The 26,156-nt window shown below is 70.5% G+C and carries 26 protein-coding genes and 1 pseudogene; 21 read left to right on the top strand and 6 right to left on the bottom strand.

Annotation, left to right across the window (positions count from 1 at the left end; translation table 11 throughout):
* Positions 1 to 329 precede the first annotated feature (329 nt).
* The 7 genes from ACZ4O3_RS24620 (at position 330) to ACZ4O3_RS24590 (ending at position 8,959) form a co-directional block, all read left to right on the top strand.
* A complete protein-coding gene (locus tag ACZ4O3_RS24620) occupies positions 330 to 1,328 on the top strand; it encodes an ABC transporter permease (RefSeq protein WP_362718430.1) in 999 nt (332 codons plus the stop codon).
* 58 nt (positions 1,329 to 1,386) lie between these two features.
* Positions 1,387 to 3,141, top strand: coding sequence for an ABC transporter substrate-binding protein (locus ACZ4O3_RS24615; protein WP_362718427.1), 1,755 nt, complete (start codon positions 1,387 to 1,389; stop codon positions 3,139 to 3,141).
* A gap of 72 nt (positions 3,142 to 3,213) precedes the next feature.
* The gene (locus ACZ4O3_RS24610; RefSeq protein ID WP_362718424.1) at positions 3,214 to 4,221 is read left to right on the top strand and encodes an ABC transporter permease; all 1,008 of its coding nucleotides are present in this window, start codon (positions 3,214 to 3,216) and stop codon (positions 4,219 to 4,221) included.
* On the top strand, positions 4,218 to 5,309 hold the full coding sequence (locus ACZ4O3_RS24605; RefSeq protein WP_362718421.1) for an ABC transporter ATP-binding protein: 1,092 nt from the start codon (positions 4,218 to 4,220) through the stop codon (positions 5,307 to 5,309). Before ACZ4O3_RS24610 ends, ACZ4O3_RS24605 begins: the two co-directional genes overlap by 4 nt.
* Entirely contained in the window at positions 5,306 to 6,760 is a 1,455-nt protein-coding gene (locus ACZ4O3_RS24600; RefSeq protein WP_467724237.1) for an ABC transporter ATP-binding protein, read from the top strand. Before ACZ4O3_RS24605 ends, ACZ4O3_RS24600 begins: the two co-directional genes overlap by 4 nt.
* A gap of 100 nt (positions 6,761 to 6,860) precedes the next feature.
* On the top strand, positions 6,861 to 8,252 hold the full coding sequence (locus ACZ4O3_RS24595) for a M1 family metallopeptidase (RefSeq protein ID WP_467724235.1): 1,392 nt from the start codon (positions 6,861 to 6,863) through the stop codon (positions 8,250 to 8,252).
* 47 nt (positions 8,253 to 8,299) lie between these two features.
* Entirely contained in the window at positions 8,300 to 8,959 is a 660-nt protein-coding gene (locus ACZ4O3_RS24590) for a trimeric intracellular cation channel family protein (RefSeq protein ID WP_362718412.1), read from the top strand.
* On the opposite strand, the gene ACZ4O3_RS24585 is transcribed toward ACZ4O3_RS24590, so the two are convergent.
* Positions 8,868 to 10,097, bottom strand: a complete 1,230-nt coding sequence (locus tag ACZ4O3_RS24585) for an alpha/beta hydrolase (protein WP_362718409.1) — start codon at positions 10,095 to 10,097, stop codon at positions 8,868 to 8,870. The genes ACZ4O3_RS24590 and ACZ4O3_RS24585 overlap by 92 nt on opposite strands.
* 165 nt (positions 10,098 to 10,262) lie before the next feature.
* Here ACZ4O3_RS24585 and ACZ4O3_RS24580 point away from each other — a divergent pair, with 165 nt between their 5' ends.
* Positions 10,263 to 11,114, top strand: coding sequence for a thioesterase family protein (locus ACZ4O3_RS24580; protein ID WP_362718406.1), 852 nt, complete (start codon positions 10,263 to 10,265; stop codon positions 11,112 to 11,114).
* Positions 11,115 to 11,355: 241 nt separating this feature from the next.
* Positions 11,356 to 11,538 carry a hypothetical protein gene (locus ACZ4O3_RS24575; protein ID WP_467724232.1) on the top strand — a complete coding sequence of 61 codons (183 nt, stop codon included), beginning with the start codon at positions 11,356 to 11,358 and terminating at the stop codon, positions 11,536 to 11,538.
* An 80-nt stretch (positions 11,539 to 11,618) separates the two neighbouring features.
* Here ACZ4O3_RS24575 and ACZ4O3_RS24570 read toward each other — a convergent pair whose 3' ends face one another.
* Positions 11,619 to 12,248, bottom strand: coding sequence for a TetR family transcriptional regulator (locus tag ACZ4O3_RS24570; RefSeq protein ID WP_362729467.1), 630 nt, complete (start codon positions 12,246 to 12,248; stop codon positions 11,619 to 11,621).
* A 121-nt stretch (positions 12,249 to 12,369) separates the two neighbouring features.
* Between ACZ4O3_RS24570 and ACZ4O3_RS24565 the strand changes: the two genes are divergently transcribed.
* The 3 genes from ACZ4O3_RS24565 to ACZ4O3_RS24555 all read left to right on the top strand — a co-directional run bounded on the left by ACZ4O3_RS24565 (position 12,370) and on the right by ACZ4O3_RS24555 (position 14,160).
* On the top strand, positions 12,370 to 12,537 hold the full coding sequence (locus ACZ4O3_RS24565) for a hypothetical protein (RefSeq protein ID WP_351323447.1): 168 nt from the start codon (positions 12,370 to 12,372) through the stop codon (positions 12,535 to 12,537).
* A 32-nt stretch (positions 12,538 to 12,569) separates the two neighbouring features.
* The gene (locus tag ACZ4O3_RS24560) at positions 12,570 to 12,845 is read left to right on the top strand and encodes a DUF4190 domain-containing protein (RefSeq protein ID WP_362729469.1); all 276 of its coding nucleotides are present in this window, start codon (positions 12,570 to 12,572) and stop codon (positions 12,843 to 12,845) included.
* 151 nt (positions 12,846 to 12,996) lie between these two features.
* Complete coding sequence (locus ACZ4O3_RS24555; RefSeq protein WP_467724231.1) at positions 12,997 to 14,160, top strand: cysteine desulfurase family protein; 1,164 nt, start codon at positions 12,997 to 12,999, stop codon at positions 14,158 to 14,160.
* A gap of 44 nt (positions 14,161 to 14,204) precedes the next feature.
* On the opposite strand, the pseudogene ACZ4O3_RS24550 reads toward ACZ4O3_RS24555, so the two are convergent.
* Positions 14,205 to 14,351: pseudogene (locus ACZ4O3_RS24550) on the bottom strand (multicopper oxidase domain-containing protein); the annotation flags it as partial.
* 450 nt (positions 14,352 to 14,801) lie between these two features.
* Entirely contained in the window at positions 14,802 to 15,455 is a 654-nt protein-coding gene (locus tag ACZ4O3_RS24545; RefSeq protein WP_467724230.1) for an N-acetylmuramoyl-L-alanine amidase, read from the bottom strand.
* Between the two features lie 60 nt (positions 15,456 to 15,515).
* Between ACZ4O3_RS24545 and mnmA the strand changes: the two genes are divergently transcribed.
* A complete protein-coding gene (gene mnmA, locus ACZ4O3_RS24540) occupies positions 15,516 to 16,655 on the top strand; it encodes a tRNA 2-thiouridine(34) synthase MnmA (protein WP_385002239.1) in 1,140 nt (379 codons plus the stop codon).
* Here the strand turns inward: mnmA and ACZ4O3_RS24535 are convergent.
* Complete coding sequence (locus tag ACZ4O3_RS24535; RefSeq protein ID WP_362725194.1) at positions 16,645 to 16,971, bottom strand: DUF427 domain-containing protein; 327 nt, start codon at positions 16,969 to 16,971, stop codon at positions 16,645 to 16,647. The genes mnmA and ACZ4O3_RS24535 overlap by 11 nt on opposite strands.
* A 50-nt stretch (positions 16,972 to 17,021) precedes the next feature.
* On the opposite strand from ACZ4O3_RS24535, the gene ACZ4O3_RS24530 reads away from it, so the two are divergent.
* The 5 genes from ACZ4O3_RS24530 (at position 17,022) to ACZ4O3_RS24510 (ending at position 24,068) form a co-directional block, all read left to right on the top strand.
* Positions 17,022 to 17,561 (top strand): LOG family protein, encoded by a 540-nt coding sequence (locus ACZ4O3_RS24530; RefSeq protein ID WP_362725191.1) that lies wholly within the window; start codon positions 17,022 to 17,024, stop codon positions 17,559 to 17,561.
* Positions 17,562 to 17,568: 7 nt separating this feature from the next.
* The gene (locus ACZ4O3_RS24525; RefSeq protein WP_362725188.1) at positions 17,569 to 18,267 is read left to right on the top strand and encodes an SDR family oxidoreductase; all 699 of its coding nucleotides are present in this window, start codon (positions 17,569 to 17,571) and stop codon (positions 18,265 to 18,267) included.
* A 145-nt stretch (positions 18,268 to 18,412) separates the two neighbouring features.
* Positions 18,413 to 19,414, top strand: coding sequence for a methionine synthase (locus ACZ4O3_RS24520; protein ID WP_467724228.1), 1,002 nt, complete (start codon positions 18,413 to 18,415; stop codon positions 19,412 to 19,414).
* A gap of 13 nt (positions 19,415 to 19,427) precedes the next feature.
* On the top strand, positions 19,428 to 21,623 hold the full coding sequence (gene ligA, locus ACZ4O3_RS24515) for an NAD-dependent DNA ligase LigA (protein ID WP_362725182.1): 2,196 nt from the start codon (positions 19,428 to 19,430) through the stop codon (positions 21,621 to 21,623).
* 213 nt (positions 21,624 to 21,836) lie between these two features.
* Positions 21,837 to 24,068: a putative bifunctional diguanylate cyclase/phosphodiesterase gene (locus ACZ4O3_RS24510; RefSeq protein WP_467724226.1), complete on the top strand. Its 2,232-nt coding sequence runs from the start codon at positions 21,837 to 21,839 to the stop codon at positions 24,066 to 24,068.
* A 109-nt stretch (positions 24,069 to 24,177) separates the two neighbouring features.
* Here the strand turns inward: ACZ4O3_RS24510 and ACZ4O3_RS24505 are convergent, their stop codons facing one another.
* Positions 24,178 to 24,756 carry a TetR/AcrR family transcriptional regulator gene (locus ACZ4O3_RS24505; RefSeq protein WP_467724224.1) on the bottom strand — a complete coding sequence of 193 codons (579 nt, stop codon included), beginning with the start codon at positions 24,754 to 24,756 and terminating at the stop codon, positions 24,178 to 24,180.
* A 93-nt stretch (positions 24,757 to 24,849) separates the two neighbouring features.
* On the opposite strand from ACZ4O3_RS24505, the gene ACZ4O3_RS24500 reads away from it, so the two are divergent.
* The 3 genes from ACZ4O3_RS24500 to gatC all read left to right on the top strand — a co-directional run bounded on the left by ACZ4O3_RS24500 (position 24,850) and on the right by gatC (position 26,150).
* A complete protein-coding gene (locus tag ACZ4O3_RS24500) occupies positions 24,850 to 25,221 on the top strand; it encodes a DUF4267 domain-containing protein (RefSeq protein WP_362719757.1) in 372 nt (123 codons plus the stop codon).
* 30 nt (positions 25,222 to 25,251) lie between these two features.
* The gene (locus ACZ4O3_RS24495; RefSeq protein ID WP_467724223.1) at positions 25,252 to 25,743 is read left to right on the top strand and encodes a cupin domain-containing protein; all 492 of its coding nucleotides are present in this window, start codon (positions 25,252 to 25,254) and stop codon (positions 25,741 to 25,743) included.
* 110 nt (positions 25,744 to 25,853) lie between these two features.
* On the top strand, positions 25,854 to 26,150 hold the full coding sequence (gene gatC / locus ACZ4O3_RS24490; protein ID WP_467724221.1) for an Asp-tRNA(Asn)/Glu-tRNA(Gln) amidotransferase subunit GatC: 297 nt from the start codon (positions 25,854 to 25,856) through the stop codon (positions 26,148 to 26,150).
* Positions 26,151 to 26,156 lie beyond the last annotated feature (6 nt).

Here is a 26,156-nt window from a genome sequence, read left to right as displayed (position 1 = left end):
GCGCGACTGGGGCGGAGTTGGCGCCTTTGGTGGGATTGATTCCGTCCGGCCTGGATGGCCTGCGGTCCGGATAGCGGAAACCCCGGTCGTCATCACGGTTGCGCATACTTTCTCCATCAGGCCTGGCGTGTGATCACCAGTGCATTGAAGACTCGCCTCTCAGACGCGAGGTCGGCGATCCTGCGAGCCGGTACGGACCCGTACCGGTCGAAGGGTCTCGTGGACAGTCGGGCCGCAACCATCGGCGGCCACCGCGCAGTCAAGCGAACCAAGCCGCCCACCGCGGCGGACAAAAGCCGGTCACCACCGGTGAGAGGGGTCAGGTCACTGTGACCGCACCGATCGAGACCACTGGGTCGGCAGCCGAGGCACAGCCGGAAGCTGTGCTGGAGGGTGCCGGAAAAGGGCAGATCGAGGGCCGTTCCCTCGGGCAGATCGCCTGGACCCGGTTCAAGAAGGACAGGGTCGCCGTGGCCGGCGGCATCGTTGTCGTCCTGCTGATCCTCGTCGCGATCCTCGCCCGCCCCATCCAGGCCCTGCTCGGCCTCGACCCCAACGCCTTCCACCAGGACCTGATCGACGCCAACACCTCGCTGCCGAACGGCGGTTGGGGTGGCATGAGCCTTGACCACCCGCTCGGTGTGGACCCGAAGTTCGGCCGGGACATCGCCACCCGCATCCTGGAGGGCTCCTGGGTGTCCCTGGTGGTCGCCTTCGGCTCGACCATCCTGTCGAACGTGATCGGCGCGATCATGGGTGTGGTCGCGGGCTACTACGGCGGCCGGGTCGACTCGGTCATCAGCCGGCTGATGGACACCTTCCTCGCCTTCCCCCTCCTGCTGTTCGCCATCGCCATCTCCGCCACCCTCCAGGGCGGCGCGTTCGGCCTGAACGGACTGCCGCTGCACCTGAGCGTGCTGATCTTCGTCATCGGTTTCTTCAACTGGCCCTACCTGGGCCGGATCGTGCGCGGCCAGACCCTCGCCCTGCGGGAGCGCGAGTTCGTCGACGCCTCCCGCGGCATGGGAGCCAAGGGCCCGTACATCCTGTTCCGCGAGCTGATGCCCAACCTGGTCGGTCCGATCATCGTCTACTCGACGCTGCTGATCCCGACCAACATCCTCTTCGAGGCGTCCCTGAGCTTCCTCGGCGTCGGCATCCAGCCCCCGCAGGCGTCCTGGGGCGGCATGCTCCGCGAAGCCGTGACGTACTACCAGGTCGATCCGCAGTACATGATCGTGCCCGGCCTTGCCATCTTCATCACCGTCCTGGCGTTCAACCTGCTCGGTGATGGTCTCCGCGACGCTCTCGACCCGCGCAGTCGCTGACGCCTGCCGTCACCGAGAGCCCGACAAGTTTCCGACAATGGAGGGGAACCCACCCATCATGCGAAGGTCAGCGCTGGCCGCGATCGCGGCCATCGGCTCCGCCACCCTGCTGGTTGCAGGGTGCAGCAAGGCCGATGACAACAAGGACGGCAACGGCGGCGGCAGCTCCGCCGCGGCCAACGCGGCTACCAAGGGTGTCGTCAACGCGTCCGACAAGAAGGGCGGCACGGTCACCTACGAGCTGTCCGACGTCCCGGACTCGTTCGACCCCGGTAACACGTACTACGCCTACATGTACAACTTCAGCCGGCTGTACGCCCGCCCGCTGATGACGTTCCAGCCCGGCCCCGGTTCCAAGGGCAACACCCTGGTCCCGGACCTCGCCGCGAGCAAGGGCGTCCCGAGCGACGGCGGCAAGACCTGGACGTACAAGCTGCGTTCGGGCCTGAAGTACCAGGACGGCACGGCGATCACGTCCAAGGACGTCAAGTACGCCGTCGAGCGCTCCAACTTCGCGCGTGACGTGCTCTCCCTCGGCCCGAACTACTTCCAGCAGTTCCTGGTCGGCGGCGACAAGTACAAGGGCCCCTACAAGGACAAGAGCGCCAAGGGCCTCGCGTCCATCGAGACCCCGGACGACACCACGGTCGTCTTCCACCTGAAGCAGGCCTTCCAGGAGTTCGACTACCTGGTCTCGGCCCCGCAGACGGCCCCGGTCCCGCAGGCCAAGGACAACGGCGTCGACTACGTCAAGAACATCGTGTCCTCGGGCTCGTACCAGTTCCAGAGCTACGAGGACGGCAAGCAGGCCGTGCTCGTCCGCAACAAGAACTGGGACGCGAAGACCGACCCGCTGCGCAAGCAGCTGCCGGACAAGATCGTCGTCAACCTGAAGGTCAACGCCGAGACGATCGACAAGGACGTCCAGGCCGGCGACGCGATCGACCTCGGCGGTACGGGTGTCCAGGCCGCCACGCAGGCCCAGGTGCTCACCGACTCCGCCAAGAAGGCCAACACGGACAACACCTACGGTGGCCGTCTGGTCTACATGGCGATCAACACCAAGCTGAAGCCGTTCGACAACGTCGCCTGCCGCAAGGCCGTCGAGTACGCGGTCGACAAGGTCTCGGTGCAGACCGCCGAGGGCGGCCCGATCCGCGGTGACGTGGCCTCCACGGTGCTGCCTCCGGACATCCCGGGCTACACCCAGTCGGACGTCTACGCCAGCGCCGGCAACAAGGGTGACGTGACCAAGGCCAAGGAGCAGCTGAAGGCCTGCGGCAAGACGTCGATCAACACCAACATCACGGCCCGTTCGGACCGCCCGCAGGAGATCGACGCCGCCACGGCGATCATCAACTCGCTGAAGAAGGTCGGCATCAACGCGACCCTCAAGCAGTACCCGTCGGGCAAGTACTTCACCGACTACGCGGGTGTGCCGAACTTCGCCAACAAGCAGAACGTCGGCCTGATGATGATGCAGTGGGGTGCCGACTGGCCGTCCGGCTACGGCTTCCTGCAGCAGATCCTGAACGGCCAGGCGATCAGCCAGTCCGGTAACACCAACCTGTCGCAGTACAACAACAAGTCGGTCAACGACCTGCTGGCGAAGGCGATCGGCACCCAGGACGACGCCGCGCGCAACACCATCTACACGCAGATCGACAAGCAGACCATGGACGACGCGGCCCTCGTGCCGCTGACCTACTTCAAGGTCCTGCTGGCCCGCCCGACCACCTTCACCAACCTGGTCTCCACGGCGGCCTTCAGCGGCCAGTACGACTACCTCAACATCGGCGTAGCGTCGAAGTAGCAGCCCCGGAAGGCAGGTGAAGGCATTGGTGCCCGCGGGCCGAGAGGCCCGCGGGCACCAGCGCCGATCCCCGTGATCTCGTACATCCTCCGTCGGACGCTCGCAGCGGTGATCCTGCTGCTGGTCGTCTCCGCGGTCACCTTCGCCATCTTCTTCGTGCTGCCGCGGCTGGCCGGGCAGACCGCTGATCAGCTGGCGCAGCAGTACATCGGCAAGAGCCCGTCGAAGGCGGACATCGCCGCGGTCAAGCACAACCTCGGTCTGGACCAGCCCGTCTACGTCCAGTACTGGCACTTCATCAAGGGGATCGTCTCCGGCGCCACCTATGACCTGGGCCCGAGCACGGTGCACTGCAATGCGCCGTGCTTCGGCTACTCCTTCAAGACCCACCAGGCCGTCTGGCCGCAGCTCACCTCCCGGATGCCGGTGACCCTGTCGCTGGCCCTCGGCGCCGCTGTCCTGTGGCTGGTCTCGGGTGTGGCGATCGGCGTGGTCTCCGCGCTGAAGCCGCGCTCCTTCTTCGACCGCACCTTCATGGGTGTGGCCCTCGCCGGCGTCTCGCTGCCCATGTTCTTCACGGGCAACCTGGCGATCCTGCTCTTCACCTACCAATGGCCGATCTTCGGCCGCACATACGTCCCGCTCACCGACAACCCGGCGCAGTGGGCCAACACCCTCATCCCCGCCTGGTGCTCGCTGGCTCTCCTGTACTCGGCCATCTACGCGCGGCTCACCCGCTCGGGCATGCTGGAGACGATGAACGAGGACTACATCCGCACGGCCCGTGCCAAGGGCCTGCGCGAGCGCAAGGTCGTCGTCCGGCACGGACTGCGCGCCGCGCTCACCCCGATCATCACCGTGTTCGGCATGGACCTCGGTCTGCTGCTGGGCGGCGCGGTGATCACCGAGACCGTGTTCTCGCTGCACGGCATCGGGCAGTACGCGGTGCAGGCCATCGACGACAACGACCTGCCGCCCATCCTGGGCGTGACCCTGCTCGCCGCCTTCTTCGTCGTCATCGCAAATCTCCTGGTGGACCTGCTCTACGCTGCCGCCGACCCGCGGGTGAGGCTCTCGTGACCGAACTCTCCAAGACCGGCGCGGCCGTGGGCGAGCCCACGCCGTCCCACACGCCCGAGGCCTTCCTCGAAGTCCGCGACCTCAAGGTGCACTTCCCGACGGACGACGGCATCGTCAAGTCCGTCGACGGCCTCAGCTTCTCGCTGGAGAAGGGCAAGACCCTCTCCATCGTGGGCGAGTCCGGCTCCGGCAAGTCCGTGACCTCGCTGGCCATCATGGGCCTGCACCGGCTCGGCGCCCGCGGCAAGAACGTCCGGATGTCCGGCGAGATCTGGCTGGGCGGCAAGGAGCTGGTGAGCGCGTCCCCGGACGAGGTGCGCCGGCTGCGTGGCCGCGAGATGGCGATGATCTTCCAGGACCCGCTGTCCGCGATGCACCCGTACTACAAGATCGGCGACCAGATCGTCGAGGCGTACCGGGTCCACCACGACGTCAGCAAGAAGGTCGCCCGCACCCGGGCCATCGAGATGCTCGACCGGGTCGGGATCCCCGAGCCGGCCAAGCGCGTCGACGGCTACCCGCACGAGTTCTCCGGCGGTATGCGCCAGCGCGCCATGATCGCCATGGCCCTGGTCAACAACCCCGAGCTGCTCATCGCGGACGAGCCGACCACCGCCCTCGACGTCACCGTCCAGGCGCAGATCCTCGACCTGATCCGCGACCTGCAGAAGGAGTTCGGCTCCGCGGTCGTCCTCATCACCCATGACCTGGGTGTGGTCGCCGAGATCGCCGACGACGTACTGGTGATGTACGGCGGACGGTGCGTGGAGCGCGGCCCGGTCGACGAGATCTTCGAGAAGCCGCAGCACCCCTACACCTGGGGCCTGCTGGGCTCGATGCCGCGCATCGACCGCGAGACCTCCGACCGGCTCATCCCGGTCAAGGGCCAGCCGCCGAGCCTCATCAACGTCCCCTCGGGCTGCGCCTTCCACCCGCGCTGCCCGTACGCGGACCTTCCCAAGGGGAACGTCACCCGCACGGTCCGTCCCGAGCTGCAGCAGGTCGACGGCGGCCACTGGTCCGCCTGCCACCTCTCGGCCGAGGACCGCACGCGGATCTGGACCGAAGAGATTGCGCCGAAGCTGTGAGTGAGACGAAGAAAACCGATGAGGCGGTCGTCCCGCAGCAGGCGTCCGCTCCCGAGGAGTCGTCCCGCGACCGGGGCGTGCTGCTGAAGGTCGAGGGCCTGCAGAAGCACTTCCCGATCAAGAAGGGCATCCTGCAGCGGCAGGTCGGCGCGGTGAAGGCCGTCGACGGCATCGACTTCGAGGTGCGCAAGGGCGAGACCCTGGGCGTGGTCGGCGAGTCGGGCTGCGGCAAGTCGACCATGGGCCGGGTCATCACCCGCCTCCAGGACCCGACCGGCGGCAAGGTCACCTTCGAGGGCCAGGACATCACGCACCTGTCCGCCACGAAGATGCGCCCGCTGCGCCGGGACATCCAGATGATCTTCCAGGACCCGTACGGCTCCCTGAACCCCCGGCACACCATCGGCTCGATCGTCTCGGCGCCGTTCCGGCTCCAGGGCGTCGAGCCGGAGGGCGGGGTCAAGAAGGAGGTCCAGCGTCTCCTGGAGCTGGTGGGCCTGAGCCCCGAGCACTACAACCGCTACCCGCACGAGTTCTCCGGCGGTCAGCGCCAGCGCATCGGCATCGCCCGTGCGCTCGCCCTGAAGCCGAAGCTGGTGGTGGCCGACGAGCCGGTCTCCGCGCTGGACGTGTCGATCCAGGCCCAGGTCGTCAACCTCATGGACGACCTCCAGGAGGAGCTGGGCCTCACGTACGTGATCATCGCGCACGACCTCTCCGTCGTCCGGCACGTCTCGGACCGGGTCGCGGTGATGTACCTCGGCAAGATCGTCGAACTCGCCGACAGCCCCAAGCTGTACGAGTCGCCGATGCACCCGTACACCAAGGCGCTGATGTCGGCGGTGCCGGTTCCGGACCCGAAGCGCCGGGGCCAGAAGAGCGAGCGCATCCTGCTCCGCGGCGACGTCCCGTCGCCGATCGCCCCGCCCGCCGGCTGCCGCTTCCACACGCGGTGCTGGAAGGCCACGGAGATCTGCAAGACGACCGAGCCGGCGCTCATCGAGCTCCGCCCGGGCCAGCGGGTCGCCTGTCACCACCCGGAGAACTTCGCCGACCAGGCTCCTCAGGACACGGTCCTGCTGAGCGCGGCGAAGGCGGCCTCCGAACTGGTGGGCGAGGCGGTCCTGGAGGAGTCGGCGCAGACGCCGGAACCGGTGACGGAGGCCGCGGAGGCGGCTCCTGAACCGGAGGCGGCTCCCGAGCCGGAGGCGGCTCCTGAATCGGAGGCGGCTCCCGAGCCGGAGGCGGCTCCTGAATCGGAGGCGGCTCCCGAGCCGGAGGCGGCTCCTGAATCGGAGGCGGCTCCTGAATCGGAGGCGGCTCCTGAATCGGAGGCGGCTCCCGAGCCGGAGGCGGCTCCCGAGCCGGAGGCGCGCGCCGATGCCGACGCAGCCGCCGACGACGACGCCACGGCCGAGTCGCCGAAGTCCCAGGAGTCAACGGACAAGTAGCCCATGACACAACTGGGTAAAGACATGTACATGTCCTAACGGGAGGGCGCAGAGTCGACCGTGTCTGTTCGCTGACCGGCACGCTCGAAAGGGACGACTCATGCGCCTCTCCCGTTCGGCACGTCTGGCGGCTGTCGCGACCGCGGCAGCCGCCTCCTTCGTCATCGCGGCCGCCCCCGCCCCCACCCCGGGTGCCGCGGGCATCGGTGACCCCTACTTCCCGGAGCTCGGCAACGGCGGCTTCGATGCCCGCCACTACGACCTCGACGTGGCGTACAACCCGGACACCGACCGCCTCGACGGCCGTACGACCCTCACCGCCCGCGCCACCCAGAAGCTCTCCTCCTTCGATCTCGATCTCCAGAAGCTGGAGGTCACGCGTGTCGAAGTGGACGGCCGGCGCGCCCAGTTCACGCGCACCGGTGACGAGATCACCATCACGCCGCGGAACCCGCCGGCCAAGGGGCACGAGTTCACCGTCTCCGTCACCTACGGCGGGATACCCGAGGCCCTCAACGGCCCCATCGTCTTCGGCTCCGACTACGGCTGGATGAAGACCACCGACGGCGTCTTCGTCGCCTGCGAGCCCAACGCCGCCTCCACCTGGTTCCCGTCCAGCGACCACCCCTCGGACAAGGCCACCTACGACATCCGGATCAAGGCCCCGAAGGGTCTGACCGGCGTCTCCAACGGCCGGCTGGTCTCGACGTACGACAAGGGCGCCTCGACGTACACGCACTGGCGCGAGAGCAGGCCCATGGCCACCTACCTCGCCACCGCCACCATCGGGAAGTTCGACGTGCGGACGGGGCGGACGCCCTCCGGCATCCCGATCTACGTCGCCATCGACCCGGTCCTCGCCAACAGCAACAGCGTCGACGTGTACGCCGTGACCGCCGCCGCCACCGACTACTGGTCGCAGATCTTCGGGCCGTACCCGTTCGAGGAGACCGGCGCCATCGTCGACGACATGCCGGAGGCCGGGTTCTCACTGGAGGTGCAGAGCAAGCCGGCCTACTCGGCGGTGCGCAACGAGACGACGATCGTGCACGAGCTGGCCCACCAATGGTTCGGCGACTCGGTGAGCGTGGCGCAGTGGAAGGACATCTGGCTCAACGAGGGCTTCGCCACCTACGCCCAGTGGCTGTGGGCGGAACACCAGGGCACCCGCTCGGCCCACGACTCCTTCCTGGCCGGCTACAACTCCCGGGCCGCCGACAACCCCTTCTGGGGGACCGTCGTCGCCGACCCGCAGCGCGACACCATGTTCGCCTCGGCCGTCTACCAGCGCGGCGCGATGACCCTCCAGATGCTGCGCGAACGCATCGGGGACACCGCGTTCTTCAAGCTCCTGCCCGCCTGGACGAAGCTGCACCGCTACGGCAACGCCGACACCGCCGACTTCATCCGCCTCGCGGAGAAGGTGTCCGGGCAGCAGCTGGACGACCTGTTCCAGACCTGGCTGTTCACCACAGGGAAACCCGCCCTGTGAGCCTGGCTTTGTAAGGTTCATGCACCCTGACAGGACACAATGTCAGGGTGCAGCTCCAGCAACTCTTCTCTCCCTCCGTCCAGCACACGCTCGACGTCATCGGCATCTTCGTGTTCGCCATCTCCGGCGCGCTGCTGGCCGTCCGCAAGAACTTCGACGTCTTCGGCATCGCCGTGCTCGCCGAGGTCACCGCGCTGGGCGGAGGGATCTTCCGGGACGTGATCATCGGGGCGGTCCCCCCGGCCGCCTTCACGGACCTGGGGTACTTCATCACCCCGCTGCTCACGGCGCTCGTCGTGTTCTTCCTGCACCCGCACGTCGAGCGGATCCAGTCGGCTGTGCTGGTCTTCGACGCGGCCGGCCTCGGCCTGTTCTGCGTGACCGGGACCACGAAGGCGTACTCCTACGGCCTCAACCTGACCTCCTCGGTGGCCCTCGGGCTCGCCACCGCGGTCGGCGGCGGTGTGCTCAGGGACGTGCTCGCCAACGAGGTCCCCTCGCTGCTGCGCTGGGACCGCGACCTGTACGCGGTCCCGGCGATCGTCGGGGCGACCCTGGTGGCGGTGTGCATCCGTTATGACGCGCTGACCCCGGTCACCAGCGGGCTCGCGGTCGTCACCGCTTTCGTGCTGCGCCTGCTCGCGATGCGGTTCCACTGGCGAGCGCCGCGCGCGTGGAACCGGCGGACGACGGTTCGTGAGGAGTAGTGGCGGCCCTGACGTGGCTCTGCCCCATGTTGACCGTCAGCCACTCGAAGACGGCCGGGACCTGGGGCCGCCACAGCGCCATGTTGTGACCGCCCGCACTGCGCGGCAGGAACACCACGTGCACGGTGGTCGGTGCCTTGGCGATCTGTTCGAGCGCCACCGCGGCCTGGTAGCCGTCGCCGGACTCGCCGGAGAGGTAGAGGGCGATCCGGGGCGGGGCGGCTGCTCCGCGGAGCAGCAGGTAGGGGTTGTTCCGCTCGCGCAGGGGCACGCTCTGCGCGGTGAGTGAATTGCGTTCGCCGATCGGGTCGTTGTACCCCGACAGGCTGACCGCGGCCCGGTAGCGGTCCGGGTGGGCGACGGCCAGCCTGACCGCGCAGTGCGCGCCCGCCGAGTACCCGGCCACCGCCCAGTTCGCGGGCTCCGCGGCGGCGCGGAAGTTGTCCGTCACCATCTTCGGCACATCGACGCTGAGCCAGCTGTCGGCGTTGACCGTGCCGGGGATGTTGGCGCAGCCGGTGTCCACGCCGGCCAGCAGGTTGGTGCGCGGCGCCACCAGGATGAAGGGCGCGACCCTGCCGCTCCTCATCAGCGGCTCCAGCTGCTCGTGCACCTTCAGGGAGCCGAACCAGGCCTTGGCCGAGCCCGGGTAGCCCGGCAGCAGCTCCACCACCGGGAACCGGTGGTCGCGGTAGGCCGGTTCGCCGTACTGGGGCGGCAGCCAGACGTAGACTTCGGCGTCGACGCCCGAGACCCGGCCCCTGAGCTGGGTGACCCGCACGCCGCCGGCCGCGTGCATGGCCGGTCCGTCGGCCGCCGTGAAGTCCTGCCGCACCTTGGGCAGCCGTCGCAGCGCTATGCCGCCGGTACCGTCCTGGCCGAGGTTCGCGGCCTGCTGGACGTGGTCGCCGGTGCCGAGCAGGTCGGCCCAGTTGTCGTACAGGTTGTTCTGGTTGTTGACCAGCACGAAGATCAGCGTCACCGCGGTGGCCTGCGCGAACAGGAGCATCAGGACCCGGGCCGCGGTGCGCGCGGCCCGGGGCCCGCGCATCCTCGACCACAGCACGAGCGGGAGTATGAGGGCGACCACGGACAGGACGACGGTCGTGTAGAGGAACGGAGTCCCGGTGAGGCTCATGTCCCCATAGAGGGGAATTTCCGGCTCCGGGTTACGGACGTGTCCGGACACTTACCTGGAAATTGCCGGAACCTCACCCGGCGGGCGGATCCCTTACCGGCCGGGCCGTTGGTGCGTGGATCACAAAAGCTACCGCTTAGTAATCACTTCTTGTACTGTTCAGACATGCCAGAAGCAGCTTCCACGCGGGCCGTGATCGGCGACAGCGAGTTCGACCGTGACACCGCGGTCACCCGGCGCACGCCCGGGGTCTACGACATCGACCTCTCGGCCGGCTGGACCATCATCAGCGCCGTCAACGGCGGCTACCTGCTGGCCGTCCTCGGCCGGGCCCTCGCGGACACGCTGCCGCATCCGGACCCGTTCACCGTCTCCGCGCACTACCTGACGGCGTCCCGGCCGGGCCCGGCAGTGATCCGCACGGACACCGTCCGCACCGGCCGTACCCTCTCCACCGGCCAGGCCTCGCTCTTCCAGTACGACGACGACGGCAACGAGGTCGAGCGCATCCGCGTCCTCGCCTCCTACGGCGACCTCGCCGCCCTCCCCGACGACGTCCGCACCACGGCCACCCCGCCCGCCATCCCGCCGATGGACCAGTGCTTCGGCCCCGAGGACGGTCCGGCCCCGGTCGACGGCAGCTCCGCCATCACCGAACGCCTGATGCTGAAGCTGGACCCGTCGACCCTGGGCTGGGCCCTCGGCGCTCCCTCGGGCAAGGGCGAGATGCGCTCCTGGTTCGGCCTCGCGGACGGCCGTGACGCCGACCCCCTCGCCCTGCTCCTGGCCGTCGACGCGCTGCCGCCCACCGCCTTCGAGATCGGCCTCAAGGGCTGGGTCCCCACGGTCGAACTCACCGTCCACGTCCGCCACCGCCCCGCCCCGGGCCCGCTGCGCGTCTCCGTCACCACCCGGAATCTGGCCGGCGGCTTCCTGGAGGAGGACGCGGAGGTCTGGGACAGTGCCGACCGACTGGTCGCGCAGTCACGGCAGTTGGCACGGGTCCGCCTGGCCTGACGTGTCCGCGCGGACCCCGTCCTGTCACGGCCGTGTACCGGCGAGTTCGGCACGGCCGTTCAGAAAGACGCAGGTCAGCGTGGCTCCTTGAGCCGTCCTTCACCCGAGTCGCAGGCCGGGGACAGTGCGGGCCCAAGTGCGCCCTGAGCGCCGTTGGTCGAGTGCCACGTCTCAGGACCTCCTTCACGGAGCTGTCTCTCATGAAGCGTGCACGTCTCGTCCCCGCGATCGCCCTGCTCGCGTGGACCCGCTGCTGCTGACCGCGTGCGGCTCGGGCGACTCGGCGTCGTCCGCCGGCGCCGGCTCCGGCCGGTCGCAGTCCTGCCAGGCGCCGTCCGGCGGCCCCGGCGGCGGTCAGGGCGGCCCCGGCGCGGGCGGTGCGGCGCCCGGCGGGGCGCCGGCCCGGCAGGCCACGAAGAGCTGACACCGGGCGTCCGCGGCGGGGGCGGTGCGACCGGGCGGCCGGCCGCACCGCCCCCCGCGGCACGTTGCGAACGGCAGGTCCTAGTCGAGCCAGTGCTGCCGGCCGAGGCTGATCAGCCGCATCTGGCGGGCGGCGATCTGGGTGACCCGCTCCCGCTCCGCCTCCGAGGGCTCCGGCGACTCCAGGGTCTCCAGGAACAGGGACGCGGTGATCAGCATCTGGTCCACGTAGAGGTGGGCGAGCATCAGCAGATCCTCGTCGTTCCACCCGGCCGCCTCGGGGTCCTTGGCCAGCTCGGACTTGACCTCCTCGGCGAACCGGGCCAGTTGGTCCCGGATGGCCTCACGCACCGGCTGTACGCCGCCGTGCCGCTCCCGGGCGATGAACCTGACGTGCGCCGGGTGCGCGGCCACATGGTCGGCGATCAGCCGCACGGCACGGGTGATCCGCTCCGGGCCGGGGGTGGAGACGGTCGTACGGACCATCGGGTGCAGGCTGCCGAGCGCCTCGTCGACGAGGGCGACGCCCAGGTCGGCGGTGGAGCGGAAGTGCCGGTAGAAGGCGGTGGGTGCGACGCCGACGGCCCGGGTGACCTCACGCAGCCCGAGGCTGCTCAGGCTCTGTTCCTCCAGCAGCCCGAGTGCCGCGTCCAGGAAAGCCTGGCGGGTCTTCTGCTTCTGGGCCTGCCGGATGCCGAGGGTGTGACTCATGTCATCCAGTTAACAACTGTTCTCCGGAATTGAAAAGCCGTCGGAGTTGCTAGACTCAAAGTCAGTGAACAACTGTTACTACAACCGTTCACTCAAACGTAACGGAGGGGGATCGAATCCCATGCTGTTCCTCGTCGCCGCACTCATGCTGCTCGGCGTGGTCCTGGGCACCGTGGCCCACGCGCCGCTCGACGTCACCGCAGGACTCGCCGCCGTGATCGCCGTCTGGCTGGCCGTCTTCGCACTCCGCGAGCGCATCGCCCGCCGGCGCCGCACCTCGGCCAACTGACCGTCCACCACGACTTCCAGGAGCTGAGCATGCTGCACCTCACCGCCCCGGCCGCCACCACCCGCCCCCAGCCCCGCACCCGCGACGCCGACGGCATGGCCGTGGCGTCCTTCATCCTCGGCCTCCTCGGCCTCCTCGTCCTCAACCTGTTCCTGGGCCCGATCGCCGTCGTCCTGGCCCTGGTCTCCCTGTGGCGTGGCACGCAGCGCAGGGGCCGCGCATACCTGGGGCTGGCCCTGGGCGTGGCCGACCTGGCGGTCCTCGCCATCGCGATGGAGGTCTCGAACACGGTGTCCTGGAGCCTGTGACCGGGATCCCGAGAGCCCCGGTCGGGGTGCGCCCCGAAGGCGCGCTGGGAACCGCGCGACCAGCCCCGCACGGCCCGCGGTGACCCATCGGCCGAGCCGGCCACGGCGCCCCTCGGTTCCACGGCGAAGCCCCCCGTAGAATCGACCCACCATGGCCTACCTCGACCACGCCGCCACGACGCCCATGCTTCCCGAGGCGGTAGAAATCCTCACCGCCACCCTCCGCGTCACCGGCAACGCGTCCTCCCTGCACGCCTCGGGCCGCAAGGCCCGCCGCACGGTCGAGGAATCCAGGGAGACCCTCGCGGCGGCGCTCGGCGCCCGCCCCAGCGAGGTCGTCTTCACCGCCGGCGGCACCGAGGCCGACAACCTCGCGGTCAAAGGCCTGTACTGGTCGCGCCGCGACGCCGACCCCGCCCGCACCCGCGTCCTGTCCAGCCCCGTCGAACACCACGCGGTCCTCGACGCGGTCCACTGGCTGGGCGAACACGAGGGCGCGACGGTGGAGTACCTCCCCGTCGACACCCACGGCCGGGTCCACCCCGAGGCGCTGCGCGAGGCGATCGCCCGCAACCCCGACGATGTCGCCCTCGTCACCGTCATGTGGGCCAACAACGAGATCGGCACAGTCCTGCCGGTCCGTGAACTCGCGGACGTGGCAGGCGAGTTCGGTATCCCCCTGCATGCCGACGCGGTCCAGGCGGTCGGCCAGGTGCCGGTGGACTTCGCCGCCTCCGGCCTCGCCGCGATGACCGTCTCCGGCCACAAGGTCGGCGGCCCGTACGGTATCGGCGCCCTGCTCCTCGGCCGCGAGTACACCCCCGTACCGGTCCTGCACGGCGGCGGCCAGGAGCGGCACGTGCGCTCCGGCACCCTGGACGTCCCGGCGATCGCCTCCTTCGCGGTGGCGGCGCACCTCGCCGTCGAGCGCCGCGACTGGTTCGCCCGCGAGATCGGCGCCCTGCGCGACCGGCTGATCGACGCCGTGCGCACCGCCGTACCGGACGCGATCCTCGGTGGCGACCCGGTGGACCGGCTCCCGGCCAACGCGCACTTCACCTTCCCCGGCTGCGAGGGCGACTCGCTGCTCCTGCTGCTCGACGCCCAGGGCATCGAGTGCTCGACGGGTTCCGCGTGCACGGCCGGGGTCGCCCAGCCGAGTCACGTCCTGCTGGCCACCGGCACCGACCCGGACCTGGCCCGGGGGACCCTCCGCTTCTCGCTCGGCCACACCTCCGTCCAGGCCGACGTGGAGGCGGTCGCCATGGCGATCGGCCCGGCGGTGGAGCGTGCCCGGGCCGCCGGACTGAGCTGAGTCAGGCGGAGCGGGCGGCCGCCCCGGGAACCGGGTTCGGGCCAGCTCTCGGTGACCATGAGCGACGCCGTCATGCCCTCGTCCTCGTGCTGCAGGAGATGGCAGTGGAGCATGTACATGTACATGTCGTACCAGCCGAGCTGGACCCCGGCCGGATCCTCCCCGTCGACGGAAACCAGCTGACAGGGCATTGGTCGCGGCGCCCGCCTCTTTGCCGCTCGCGTCGGCCGGCAGGGCGAAGGCCGCGCCGCCCGCGGCGACCGCGCCCGGCCCGGGGGCCGTTCCATGCCGCCGAGGACCTTGCGCCGGTGGACACCCTTGCCGCGCCGGGGTGTCGCGTCCTTGGAGTGCTCCGCGCCCCAGGCGCGCCGGCGCCCGCCGCGGGGGTCCTGCTCTTCGCTGCCGCCCGTCTCGAAGGAGGGCTCTGAGGTGTGGGTCATGGCCGGGATGTTCGACCTGAGGTCTGTGCGCGATCTGGGGCCGGGTGAGGAAGACAGCGAGGGGCCTGTGCGGCGCAACTCCCTTGAGGGAAGCAGTAGTTGGTCAGATGCAGCTGCGCCCGGGGCCGGGGGACGCAACGGATACCGCCCGTGTGCAGGGCGAGCGCAGAATAACGATTCCATCACGGGTGGAGTCGGCGGTCAGGTCCGTCCGGCCCGCCGTACAAGCCCCATGTAGCGATCCCAGTCCCAGTGCTCACCCGGGTCGGTGTGGTCGGTCCCCGGTACCTCGACGTGACCGATCACGTGCTCCCGGTCCATCGGCATGCCGTACCGCCGGCATATCGCGGCCGTGAGGCGGGCCGAGGCCGCGTACATCGCGGCGGTGAAGTCCGCCGGGCGGTCGACGAAGCCCTCGTGCTCGATGCCGACACTGCGCTCGTTGTACGACCGGTTGCCCGCGTGGAACGCCACGTCCAGCTCGCGGACCAGCTGGGTGATCCGCCCGTCCCGGCGCACGATGTAGTGCGCCGCCGCCTCGTGCGCCGGGTCCTGGAAGACCTTCACCGCGCTCGCGTAGCCGCCCTGGGTGACATGGACGACCACCCGGTCGACCGGGTAGTCGTCCGGCCGGTTCGCCGTCCGGTAGTTCGCGGGTGACGCGGCCACCCAGCGCGCGCCCCTGAAGTCCACCGCGCCCGCCACCCGCGCCTTGCGCACCCCCGGCAGCCGCCAGTACAGCCGCGTCAGCTCGTCCTTGGCCAGTACCGCCGTGCCCGCGGCCGCCGCCGCCCCGCCGACCAGCAGCGCCCGCCGCCCGATACCCCTGTCCCGATCACCAGTCGTCGCCCCCATGTGATCCTCAACGGATACTCGCGGGCCCTGGTTCCCGCGCCCCCTTACCCTGGAGGGGCTATGACTGACACCCCGCAGCGCACCCGCCCCCTCCGTGTCCTCGCCGCCATGTCGGGCGGCGTGGACTCCGCCGTCGCCGCCGCCCGCGCGGCGGAGGCCGGCCACGACGTCACCGGCGTCCACCTCGCGCTCTCCGCGAACCCCCAATCCTTCCGCACGGGCGCTCGGGGCTGTTGCACCATCGAGGACTCCCGCGACGCCCGCCGCGCGGCCGACGTGATCGGCATCCCGTTCTACGTCTGGGACCTCGCCGACCGCTTCCGCGAGGACGTGGTGGAGGACTTCGTCGCCGAGTACGAGGCGGGGCGCACCCCCAATCCGTGCCTGCGCTGCAACGAGAAGATCAAGTTCGCGGCCCTGCTGGACAAGGCGCTCGCCCTCGGCTTCGACGCGGTCTGCACCGGCCACTACGCGAAGATCGTGACGCTCCCCGACGGCTCCCGCGAGCTGCACCGCGCCTCCGACATGGCCAAGGACCAGTCGTACGTCCTCGGCGTCCTGGACGAGCAGCAGCTCGCGCACGCGCTGTTCCCGCTCGGCGACACCCTGACGACCAAGGACGAGATCCGCGCCGAGGCCGAGCGCCGGGGCCTCGCGGTCGCCAAGAAGCCCGACTCGCACGACATCTGCTTCATCGCCGACGGCGACACCCAGGGCTTCCTGTCCCGGCGGCTCGGCAAGGCCGAGGGCGACATCGTCGACGAGTCGGGCGCCAAGGTCGGCACCCACGAGGGCGCGTTCGGCTTCACCATCGGCCAGCGCAAGGGGCTGCGGATCGGCACCCCGGCGGCCGACGGCAAGCCCCGCTACGTCCTCGACATCTCGCCGGTCGACAACACGGTGACGGTCGGCCCGGCCGCCGCCCTGGACGTCAGCGCACTGACCGCGATCAGGCCCCGCTGGTGCGGCACAGCCCCCGCCGGCCCGGCGCGCTACACCGCCCAGCTCCGCGCCCACGGCGGTGAGACCGAGGTCAGCGCCGAACTCGTCGACGGGGAGCTGCGCGTCACGTTCACCGAGCCGGTCCGGGGCGTCGCACCCGGCCAGGCGGTCGTGCTCTACGACGACACCCGCGTCGTGGGCTCCGCGACCATCGCGTCGACCGTCCGGGTGGCGGACACGGCAGGCGTCAGCCGGTGACCTCGACGTCGTAGAAGCAGAGGTGGTCCTTGATCTCGGCGACGTCGGACTTGGGGTCGGGGTAGGCCCACACCAGGTCCGGCGCGTCCGGCAGGGACCAGTAGGAGGCGGTGCCCTTGAAGGGGCACACGGTGTGCGACTCGGAGGGCGTGAGGAGATCCAGACGGACGTCCTCGGGGGGGATGTAGTACCGCACCGGGGACCCGGTCTCACGCAGCACGAGGGGCCGGTCGCTCTCGGCCAGAATCAGATCGCCGTGCACCACGCGCACGCGCTGGTCGCTCTTCTCGATGGTGATCGTGTGTCCAGTAGCCATACAGGGATGACAGCAGATGGAGCCGCGTTGTTCCCGCCTACCCTGGCCTCATGCGAATCTGTGTCTTCCTCTCCGCCGCCGACCTGGACGAGCGCTACACCAAACCCGCGCGTGACTTCGGGGAACTGATCGGCAAGGGTGGCCACACCCTTGTCTGGGGCGGCTCCGACACCGGCCTGATGAAGGTCGTCGCGGACGGCGTCCACGAAGCCGGCGGCAGGCTGCTGGGCGTCACCGTCGAGTTCCTGGCGAACAAGGCCCGGCCGGGAGCCGACGAGATGGTGATCGCGGCCGACCTCGCGGAGCGCAAGCGGCTCCTGGTGGAGAAGGCCGACGCTGTGGTGATCATGGTCGGCGGCACCGGCACCCTCGACGAGGCGACCGAGATCCTGGAGCTGAAGAAGCACCGCCGCACCGACAAGCCCGTCGTCCTGCTGAACACCGCCGGTTTCTACGACGGCCTGGAGCAGCAGTTCCGCCGCATGGAGGCCGAGGGGTTCCTGCCCCGCCCGCTGGCGGAGCTGATGCACTTCGCCGCCGAACCCGCCGACGCGCTCGCCCACCTGGAGGCGAACCGGGCCGGCGAGTGATGCGAGCATGGCCCTCATGGCAACTCATGTGATCACCGGTGCCGGTTCCGGCATCGGCGCCGCGGTGGCCCGCCGTCTGCACGCGCGCGGGGACGAACTCGTCCTGCACGCGCGCGACGCGGGCCGCGCGAAGGAACTGACCGCCGAGTTCCCCGGCGCCCGCACCCTGGTGGGCGACCTGGCGGACCCGGACAAGCTCTCCTGGGCCTTCTCGCACCAGACGCTCCCGGACCGGGTCGACACCCTGCTGCACGTCGCGGGTGTGGTCGACCTCGGCGGGATCGGCGAGCTGACCCCCAAGTCCTGGCGCCACCAGCTGAACGTCAACCTGGTCGCGCCGGCCGAGCTGACCCGCCACTTCCTGCCCCAACTGCGGGCCGCCCGCGGCCAGGTGCTGTTCGTCAACTCGGGCGCCGGCCTGAGCGCCAACGCCGGCTGGTCGGCGTACGCGGCCTCCAAGCACGGTCTCAAGGCCCTCGCCGACGCCCTTCGCCACGAGGAGCACGGCAACGGCGTCCGGGTCACCTCGGTCTACCCCGGCCGCACGGCGAGCCCGATGCAGGCCAAGGTGCATCAGCAGGAGGGCAAGGACTACGACCCGGCGAAGTGGATCGACCCGGAGTCGGTGGCGACCACCATCCTGACCGCCCTGGACCTGCCGAGGGACGCGGAGATCAACGACCTGACCGTTCGGCCCGGCACCTGATGTCAACGCCCTGAGGCCGAGCGCCCCGCAAGGGGCGGGGGCTGTGCTCCTGTGCGGCTACCGCCGCGTGGGCGCGACCAGCCCCCCACGGCCCGCACCTGACGACTCACCCCCCCCGTCGGCCCACCGAACCTAGGCTTCCCACGTGAACGCAACCCCCTCCTTCGGCCCCGCGACAGCGGTCGGCTCGCTCCCCGGCACCGACTCCCGGGAGGCCGCCAAGACCGCGACCGGCAGCTTCGAGGACTTCCCCTTCCTCCCCGAACTGCCAGCCCGCGGCCCCGGCGCCGACATGATCGGCCGTACCGCCGGGCTGCTGGTCGAGCTGTACGCGCGCGTGGAGCCGAGCGGCTGGCGGCTCGGCGACCGGCCGGGCCGGGACACCCGCCGGGCCGTCTCCTGGCTGGGGGAGGACCTGGACGCGCTGGAGGAGTTCACCCAGGACTACACGGGTCCGCTCAAGGTCCAGGCGGTCGGCCCCTGGACCCTCGCCGCCGCCCTGGAGCTGCGCAACGGCGAGGTGGCACTCTCCGACCCCGGCGCCTGCCGCGACCTGGCGGCCTCGCTGGCCGAGGGCCTGCGCCTGCACCTCGCCGAGGTCCGCCGCCGCATCCCCGGCGCCCGGCTCGTCCTGCAGCTCGACGAGCCGTCCCTCACCGCCGTGCTGCGCGGTCAGGTCAGGTCGGCCAGCGGCTACCGCACCCACCGGGCCGTGGACCGCCAGGTCGTCGAGTCGACGCTGCGGGACATCGTCGGCGTACAGGCCGGCGGGCCGGTGGCCGTCCACTCCTGCGCCCCCGACGTGCCCTTCGCACTGCTGCGTCGCGCCGGGGTCGCCGCCGTCTCCTTCGACTTCTCGCTGCTCACCGAACGTGACGAGGACGCCGTCGGTGAGGCCGTGGAGGGGGGTACCCAGCTGTTCGTCGGTGTCGTGCCGGGCACGGACACGGCATTGTCAGACCCTGCCGGTAGCGTCATGGGTGTCAGGACGCTGTGGCGCAGGCTGGGGCTGCGACCGGGGCTTCTCGCGGAGGCCGTGACCGTCACCCCGTCGTGCGGGCTCGCGGGTGCTTCCCCCGCGTACGCCCGGCAGGCGCTCGCCCACTGCGTCCGGGCGGCGAGATCACTCGCGGACAACCCAGAGTAACGGGAGGAACACGGTGGCCGGCGACAAGCAGCAGGCGGAGACGGCAGTGCCCGCCGAGGCACGGGAGAAGCACGCGCGGCTCGCCGAGCAGATCGAGGAGCACCGCTTCCGGTACTACGCGAAGGACGCTCCCGTCATCAGCGACGCGGAGTTCGACACCCTTCTCAAGACCCTGGAGGCGCTGGAGGACGAGCACCCCGAGCTGCGCACGCCCGACTCGCCGACCCAGAAGGTCGCGGGGTCCTACGAGACGGAGTTCACGGCGGTCGAGCACCGCTCGCGGATGATGTCGCTGGACAACACGTTCAACGACGAGGACCTCGCCGCCTGGATCGAGCGGATCCACCGGGAACTGGGCGACCAGGAGTACCACTTCCTGTGCGAGCTGAAGGTCGACGGCCTCGCCGTCAACCTCACCTACGAGCACGGCCGCCTGACCCGCGCGGCGACCCGCGGTGACGGCCGCACCGGTGACGACATCACGCTCAACGTCCGTACGATCGCCGAGATCCCGGACCGGCTGCACGGCGAGCGCGTCCCCGACGTGGTGGAGATCCGCGGCGAGGTCTACTTCCCGATGGAGAAGTTCGCCGAGCTCAACGAACGCCTGGTCGCGGCCGGTGACAAGCCGTTCGCCAACCCGCGCAACGCGGCGGCCGGTTCGCTGCGCCAGAAGGACCCGCGCGTCACCGCCTCCCGTCCCCTGCACATGGTCGTCCACGGCATCGGTGTCCTGGAGGGCTACGAGGGCCTGAACCGGCTCTCCGAGGGCTACGGCCTGCTCAAGACCTGGGGCCTGCCCACTTCCCCGCACAACCGGGTGGTCGACGGCCTCGACGGTGTACGGGAGTTCATCGCCTACTACGGCGAGAACAGGCACTCCGTGGAGCACGAGATCGACGGCGTGGTCGTCAAGCTCGACGAGATCAGGCTCCAGGGCCGGCTCGGCTCCACCGCGCGGGCGCCGCGCTGGGCGATCGCCTACAAGTACGCGCCGGAAGAGGTCAACACCAAGCTCATCGACATCAAGGTGGGCGTCGGCCGTACCGGCAGGGTCACGCCGTACGCCCAGGTCGAGCCGGTCACGGTGGCGGGCAGCGAGGTGGAGTTCGCCACCCTGCACAACCAGGAGGTCGTCAAGGCCAAGGGCGTGCTGATCGGCGACACCGTGGTGCTGCGCAAGGCCGGTGACGTGATCCCGGAGATCCTCGGCCCGGTCGTCGACCTGCGGGACGGCAGCGAGCGGGAGTTCGTGATGCCGGCCGAGTGCCCCGAGTGCGGGACGCCGCTGCGGGCCATGAAGGAGGGCGACATCGACCTTCGCTGCCCCAACGCCCGCGCGTGTCCTGCCCAGTTGAGAGAGCGGGTGGCGTATCTCGCCGGTCGCGAGTGCCTGGACATCGAGCACTTCGGCGGGGTCGCGGCGGCGGCCCTCACCCGGCCGCTGGAGCCCGCCGAACCGCCGCTGGTCGACGAGGGCGACCTGTTCGACCTCACCATCGAGAAGCTGCTGCCCATCAAGGCGTACGTCCTGGACCCGGACAGCGGGCTGCCCAAGCGCGACCCCAAGACGGGCGAGGAGAAGGTCGTCACGGTCTTCGCCAACCAGAAGGGCGAACCCAAGAAGAACACCCTCGCCCTGCTCCAGAAGATCGAGGAGGCGAAGACCCGCCCGCTCGCCCGCTTCCTCAACGGCCTGTCCATCCGCCATGTCGGACCCGTCGCCGCACAGGCGCTGGCCCGCGAGTTCCGCTCCATCGAACGCATCGAGCAGGCCACCGAGGAGGAGCTGTCGGACATCGACGGCGTCGGCGGCATCATCGCGACGGCGCTCAAGGAGTGGTTCGCCGAGGAGTGGCACCGCGAGATCATCCGAAAGTGGAAGACCGCTGGAGTCCCGCTGGAGGACGAGTCCACCGGGGAGGACGAGGGGCCGCGTCCGCTGGAAGGCCTCACCGTCGTCGTGACCGGAACCCTGGAGCACTTCACCCGGGACGGCGCCAAGGACGCCCTGCAGAGCCGCGGAGCCAAGGTGACCGGCTCGGTGTCGAAGAAGACGTCGTTCGTGGTCGTGGGTGACAACCCCGGTTCCAAGTACGACAAGGCGATGCAGGCGAAGGTTCCGGTGCTGAACGAGGACGGATTTGTCGTCCTTTTGGAGCAGGGACCGGACGCGGCGGCCGAAATCGCCCTTCCGACCGAGGAGTAGCGGTTGAAGACCACCCGTTCGGTGCATACCAGATGCATACGGGTGGCCAGGGCGCAATCGGGCAACCGTAGACGACCGCTGCCCGTGGAAGCCTTCTGCGGCCTACTGTTGAGGCGTGCACCTGCCGTGCCCAGCTGCGGTCGGGGCATTCCCGTGCCCCGGCAGGGCACGGACCGCATGGCGTGGGCACCGCCGGCTGTGAGAGGGACGGGAATGGAACCGACCGAGAGCGCCGCCCCGGAAGCGCGGCTGCCGCTGCGCCGCCGGGCGGGCGTGTGGCGGGGGACTCGGTGGACGGTCCGGGGCGATCGGCGCGTCGGCATGCCGGGGTTGAGCGCGGCGGTGGACGCGCGCGACCCGCTGCCGCTGGCCGCCATGGAACCGCCGCGCGACCTGCCCGGCCACGAGCACGAGCGACACCTGTCCTGGCCCGCGCTGCCCGCCGGAGTCGTCGCGGCCGCCGCGTTCGCCCTCGGCGCCGGTTTCTACCGCGCCTTCACCGACCACCACGCCCTCTTCCCGTCCGGCACGGTCGGCTGGTCGCTGGCGGTGCTGACCGGCATCATCGTCGGCCATCTGGTGCTGCTCGGCCGCGCCCGCTGGTGGGGCGGCACCGGCTCCGGCGCCGCCCTCACCCTGGCGGTCCTGCTGCTGTACGGCTGGGTGCCGGCCGGGATGGTCAGCCTGACCGTCGTCGTCCTGGTCGGCATAGCCAGACGCCACCGCTGGCGGCAGGGCCTCCTGCACGGCGCGGTGGACATCCTCGGTATCGGCGTCGGCGCGCTGGTGCTCGGCGCGTTCGGGCGGGTGCCCACCGTCGAGGCGCCCTGGAACCCCGAAAGCTGGAGCGTCGCCACCGCCCCCGAGGTCGTCCTCGTCGCGGTGGCCTACCTCGCGGTCACCCGTGCCCTGCTGTGGTACCTGCACGCACCGCGCGGCGGCGGCCTGCCCACCGTGGCCCGCACCGCCCTGATGCGCCAGGGCCTGGTGGCGGTCGCCCTGCTCGGCATCGCCCCGCTGATCTGCGTGGTCGCCGTCGCCCAGCCGCTGCTGCTGCCGCTGTTCTCCATCCCGCTGGTCGCCCTCGACTCCACTCTGTGGATAGCCCGGGCCCGCGCGGAGGAGCAGTTGCGCGACCCGCTGACCGGACTGCCCAACCGGCAGTGGCTCCTTGAGCGGATCTGGACCGCCCTCGACGACGCCGAGCGCATCGGCGCCCGCTCCGCCCTCATGCTGATCGACCTCGACCGGTTCCGTTCGGTCAATGACACGCTCGGTCATCTGGCCGGTGACCGGCTGCTGTTGCAGATAGCCGACCGGCTGCGGGCCGCGCTGCCGCGCGGTGCGGAGGCGGCCCGGCTCGGCGGCGACGAGTTCGCGGTGTTACTGCCGGTCGCCGACTCCACGACCTCGGCCACCCGGGTCGCCCGTGGCCTGGTCGCTGTCCTCTCCTCCCCGCTCGATCTCGACGGGCTCACCCTGGTCCTGGAGGCCAGTGCGGGCGTCGCCGTCTTCCCCGACCACGCGCTGGACGCGGAGGGCATGCTGCGCCGGGCGGACGTGGCGATGTACCAGGCGAAGCGGGACCGTACGGGCGTCGAGGTGTACGAGTCCAAGCGGGACTCCAACACCCCGGACCGGCTGGGGCTGCTGGGCGATCTGCGCCGCGCCCTGGACGCCCACGAGGTGCAGTTGCACTACCAGCCGAAGGTCCGCTTCGACGGGCAGGTGGCCGGTCTCGAGGCGCTGGTGCGGTGGGTGCACCCCGAGCGCGGCAAGGTGCCGCCGGACGAGTTCATAGCGATCGCCGAGTCCTCCGGCCTGATGCCCCATCTGACGGAGTACGTCCTGGAGACCGCGCTCGCCCAGGTCGCCGAGTGGCGGGCGCAGGGGCTGCGGGTGCCGGTCGCGGTGAACGTCTCGCCGCGCGACGTCCACACGCCTGGCTTCGCGGGCTCGGTGGCGGCGCGGCTGGCCCGGCACGGGGTCCCGGCGGGCGCGCTCCAGCTGGAGATAACCGAGCATGTGCTGCTCGAGGACCCGCAGCGGGCCGCCGACACCCTCGCGGGGCTGACCGGACACGGCGTGAAGATGTCGCTGGACGACTTCGGCACGGGCTACTCGTCGTTGGTGCACCTGCGGCGGCTGCCGGTGAGCGAACTGAAGATCGACCGGTCCTTCGTGGCCCGGCTGGCCGTGGACAACGAGGACGCGGAGATCGTGCGCTGCACGGTCGACCTCGCGCATTCGCTGGGGCTGCTGGTGGTCGCGGAGGGCGTGGAGGACGACGAGACGTGGGAGCGGCTGCGGGACCTCGGGTGTGACGCCGTCCAGGGGTGGCTGGTCGCCGCGGCGATGCCGCCGCAGGAGGCGACCGCGTGGCTGCTGGCGCGGGGATCGCGAGGGTGGCAGCGGCCGCGGGCCGCGTTGCCGGCGGCCGAGTGAGGCCGGCGGGGGCCGTCGGCGGCCCGCGGGCCGCGGGGGCTGGTCGCGCGGTTCCTCCCTCACCCTCCGGGCGGGGCCACCCCCAGCGCCCCTGACGGGGCGTGCTCACCTACGGGGTCGAGAAGTGGCCGACGAGCAGGGCCAGTCTCCTGTCGTGGGCGGCCTCCGGGAGGCGGTCGCTGCGCATCAGGGTCACCAGGCCGTGCAGGCAGGCCCAGAACGTCTCGGTCAGGAGGCCGGGGTCGTCGTCGGCCACGGCGATCGGCTCGATCGCCCGGCGCAGCTCGCCCCATGCCTCCCCCAGGGCCGACGGTGCCTGGGATGTCGCGAACGGCAGGTCCACCCGGTGCGCGAACATCCCGTCGTAGAGCGCGGGACGACGTCGGCCGAACGCCGTGTACGCCTGCGCCACCGCCGCCAGAGAGTCCCGCGCGCCCTTCGCGCCCTGCCGTGCCGTCCGCAGCTCCGCCGCCATCTCCGCGAAGCCCTGCACCGCCACCGCGGCCATGATCGCGTCCTTGCCCTCGAAGTGGCTGTAGAGGACCGGCTGGCTGTACTCGATCTCGGCGGCCAGGCGCCGGGTCGTCACCGCGCCCCAGCCCTCCGCCTCCGCGAGTTCCCGCGCGGCCGTGACGATCAGCCGCTCCCGCTCCGCCCGCTCGCGCTCCCGGCGCGTCCGCATCGACATGCCAGATATTCTAGCGACGCTAGCCAATCTGTCGACGCTCTGATAGCGTCGCTTTCAGTCCTAGCGTCGCTAGAAGCCACTCAGGGGGCCGTCATGACCGTCACCGCCTACGCACTCGCCGCCGTACTCGACCTGTTCATCCTCTTCATCGGCGCCCGGTTCCTGTTTCGCCCGGGGCCGGCCGCCGTCGGGTACGGCGTCCCCGCCGACCCGGCGGGTGACGCCTCCGCCTACCTCGCGATCAAGGGCCTCAGGGACGGCGCCTTCGGCGTCATCGGCCTCGCGCTGCTCGCGTTCGCCGGTGCCCGCGCCGAGGCCTGGTTCATGCTGTGTGTGGCGATCGTGCCGCTGTTCGACACGCTGATAGTGCTGCGTCACGGCGGCACGAAGGCGGTCGCGTACGGGATCCACTTCGCCACCGCGATCGTCGTTCTGATCAGTGCCGTCCTGCTGTTCCTCGTATGAACGACCCGTCTGTCGACAGGGGGTTCGGAAATGTCGTTGTTCGTACCGAAGTTCGATGAGTCCGTGATCGTGCGGGAGGCCGGCGCCGAGGTGGTCGGCGGTGATCCGACCCGGGTCCGGCTGCTCGCCGACAGCAGTGCGACCGGCGGCGCGCTGTCCACCGTGCGCGTCACGCTGGCGGAGGGCGCCGACGGCGCCGTGCCGCATCTGCACCGCAACTCCGCCGAGATGTTCTACCTGCTCGACGGTGCCGCCGAACTGCTCTCCGGGGACGACGTCGTCACCGCCGACCGCGGCGACCTCGTCGTGATCCCGCCCGGCGCGCCGCACGCCTTCGCCGCCGCCCCCGGCACTACCGCGGACATCCTGATCGTCATCACGCCGGGCGTGGAGCGCTTCGAGTACTTCCGCCACCTCCAGCGCCTGCGCCTGGGCGAGGCCACCCTGGAGAGCCTCCTCGAGGTGCAGGAGCGGTACGACAACCACTTCCTGCGGAGCACCGCCTGGGAGAAGCGTCACTGAGGCGGGTGGGTGCCGAGGCCGCGGCCCGGGGGAAACCGTTTCACGGTCACCGGGCCGCGACCCATAGGATTGGCTCCAAACCACACACACTCACCCCAGAGGATCGCTGCATGCCTGGCATCACGCGCGAGGAGGTCGCCCACCTCGCCCGGCTGGCGCGTCTGGAGCTGAAGCCCGAAGAACTCGACCACTTCGCGGGACAGCTCGACGACATCATCGGCGCGGTCGCCCGCGTCAGCGAGGTCGCCGACCAAGACGTACCGCCGACCTCCCACCCGCTGCCGCTGACGAACGTCATGCGCTCGGACGAGGTCCGTCCCTCGCTCACCCCCGCCCAGGCGCTCTCCGGCGCCCCGGCCCAGGAGCAGCAGCGTTTCAAGGTGCCGCAGATCCTGGGGGAGGACTAGACAGTC

The organism is Streptomyces sp. NPDC026515 (genome assembly GCF_055567595.1).
This window is presented reverse-complemented; position numbering and strand designations above follow the sequence as displayed.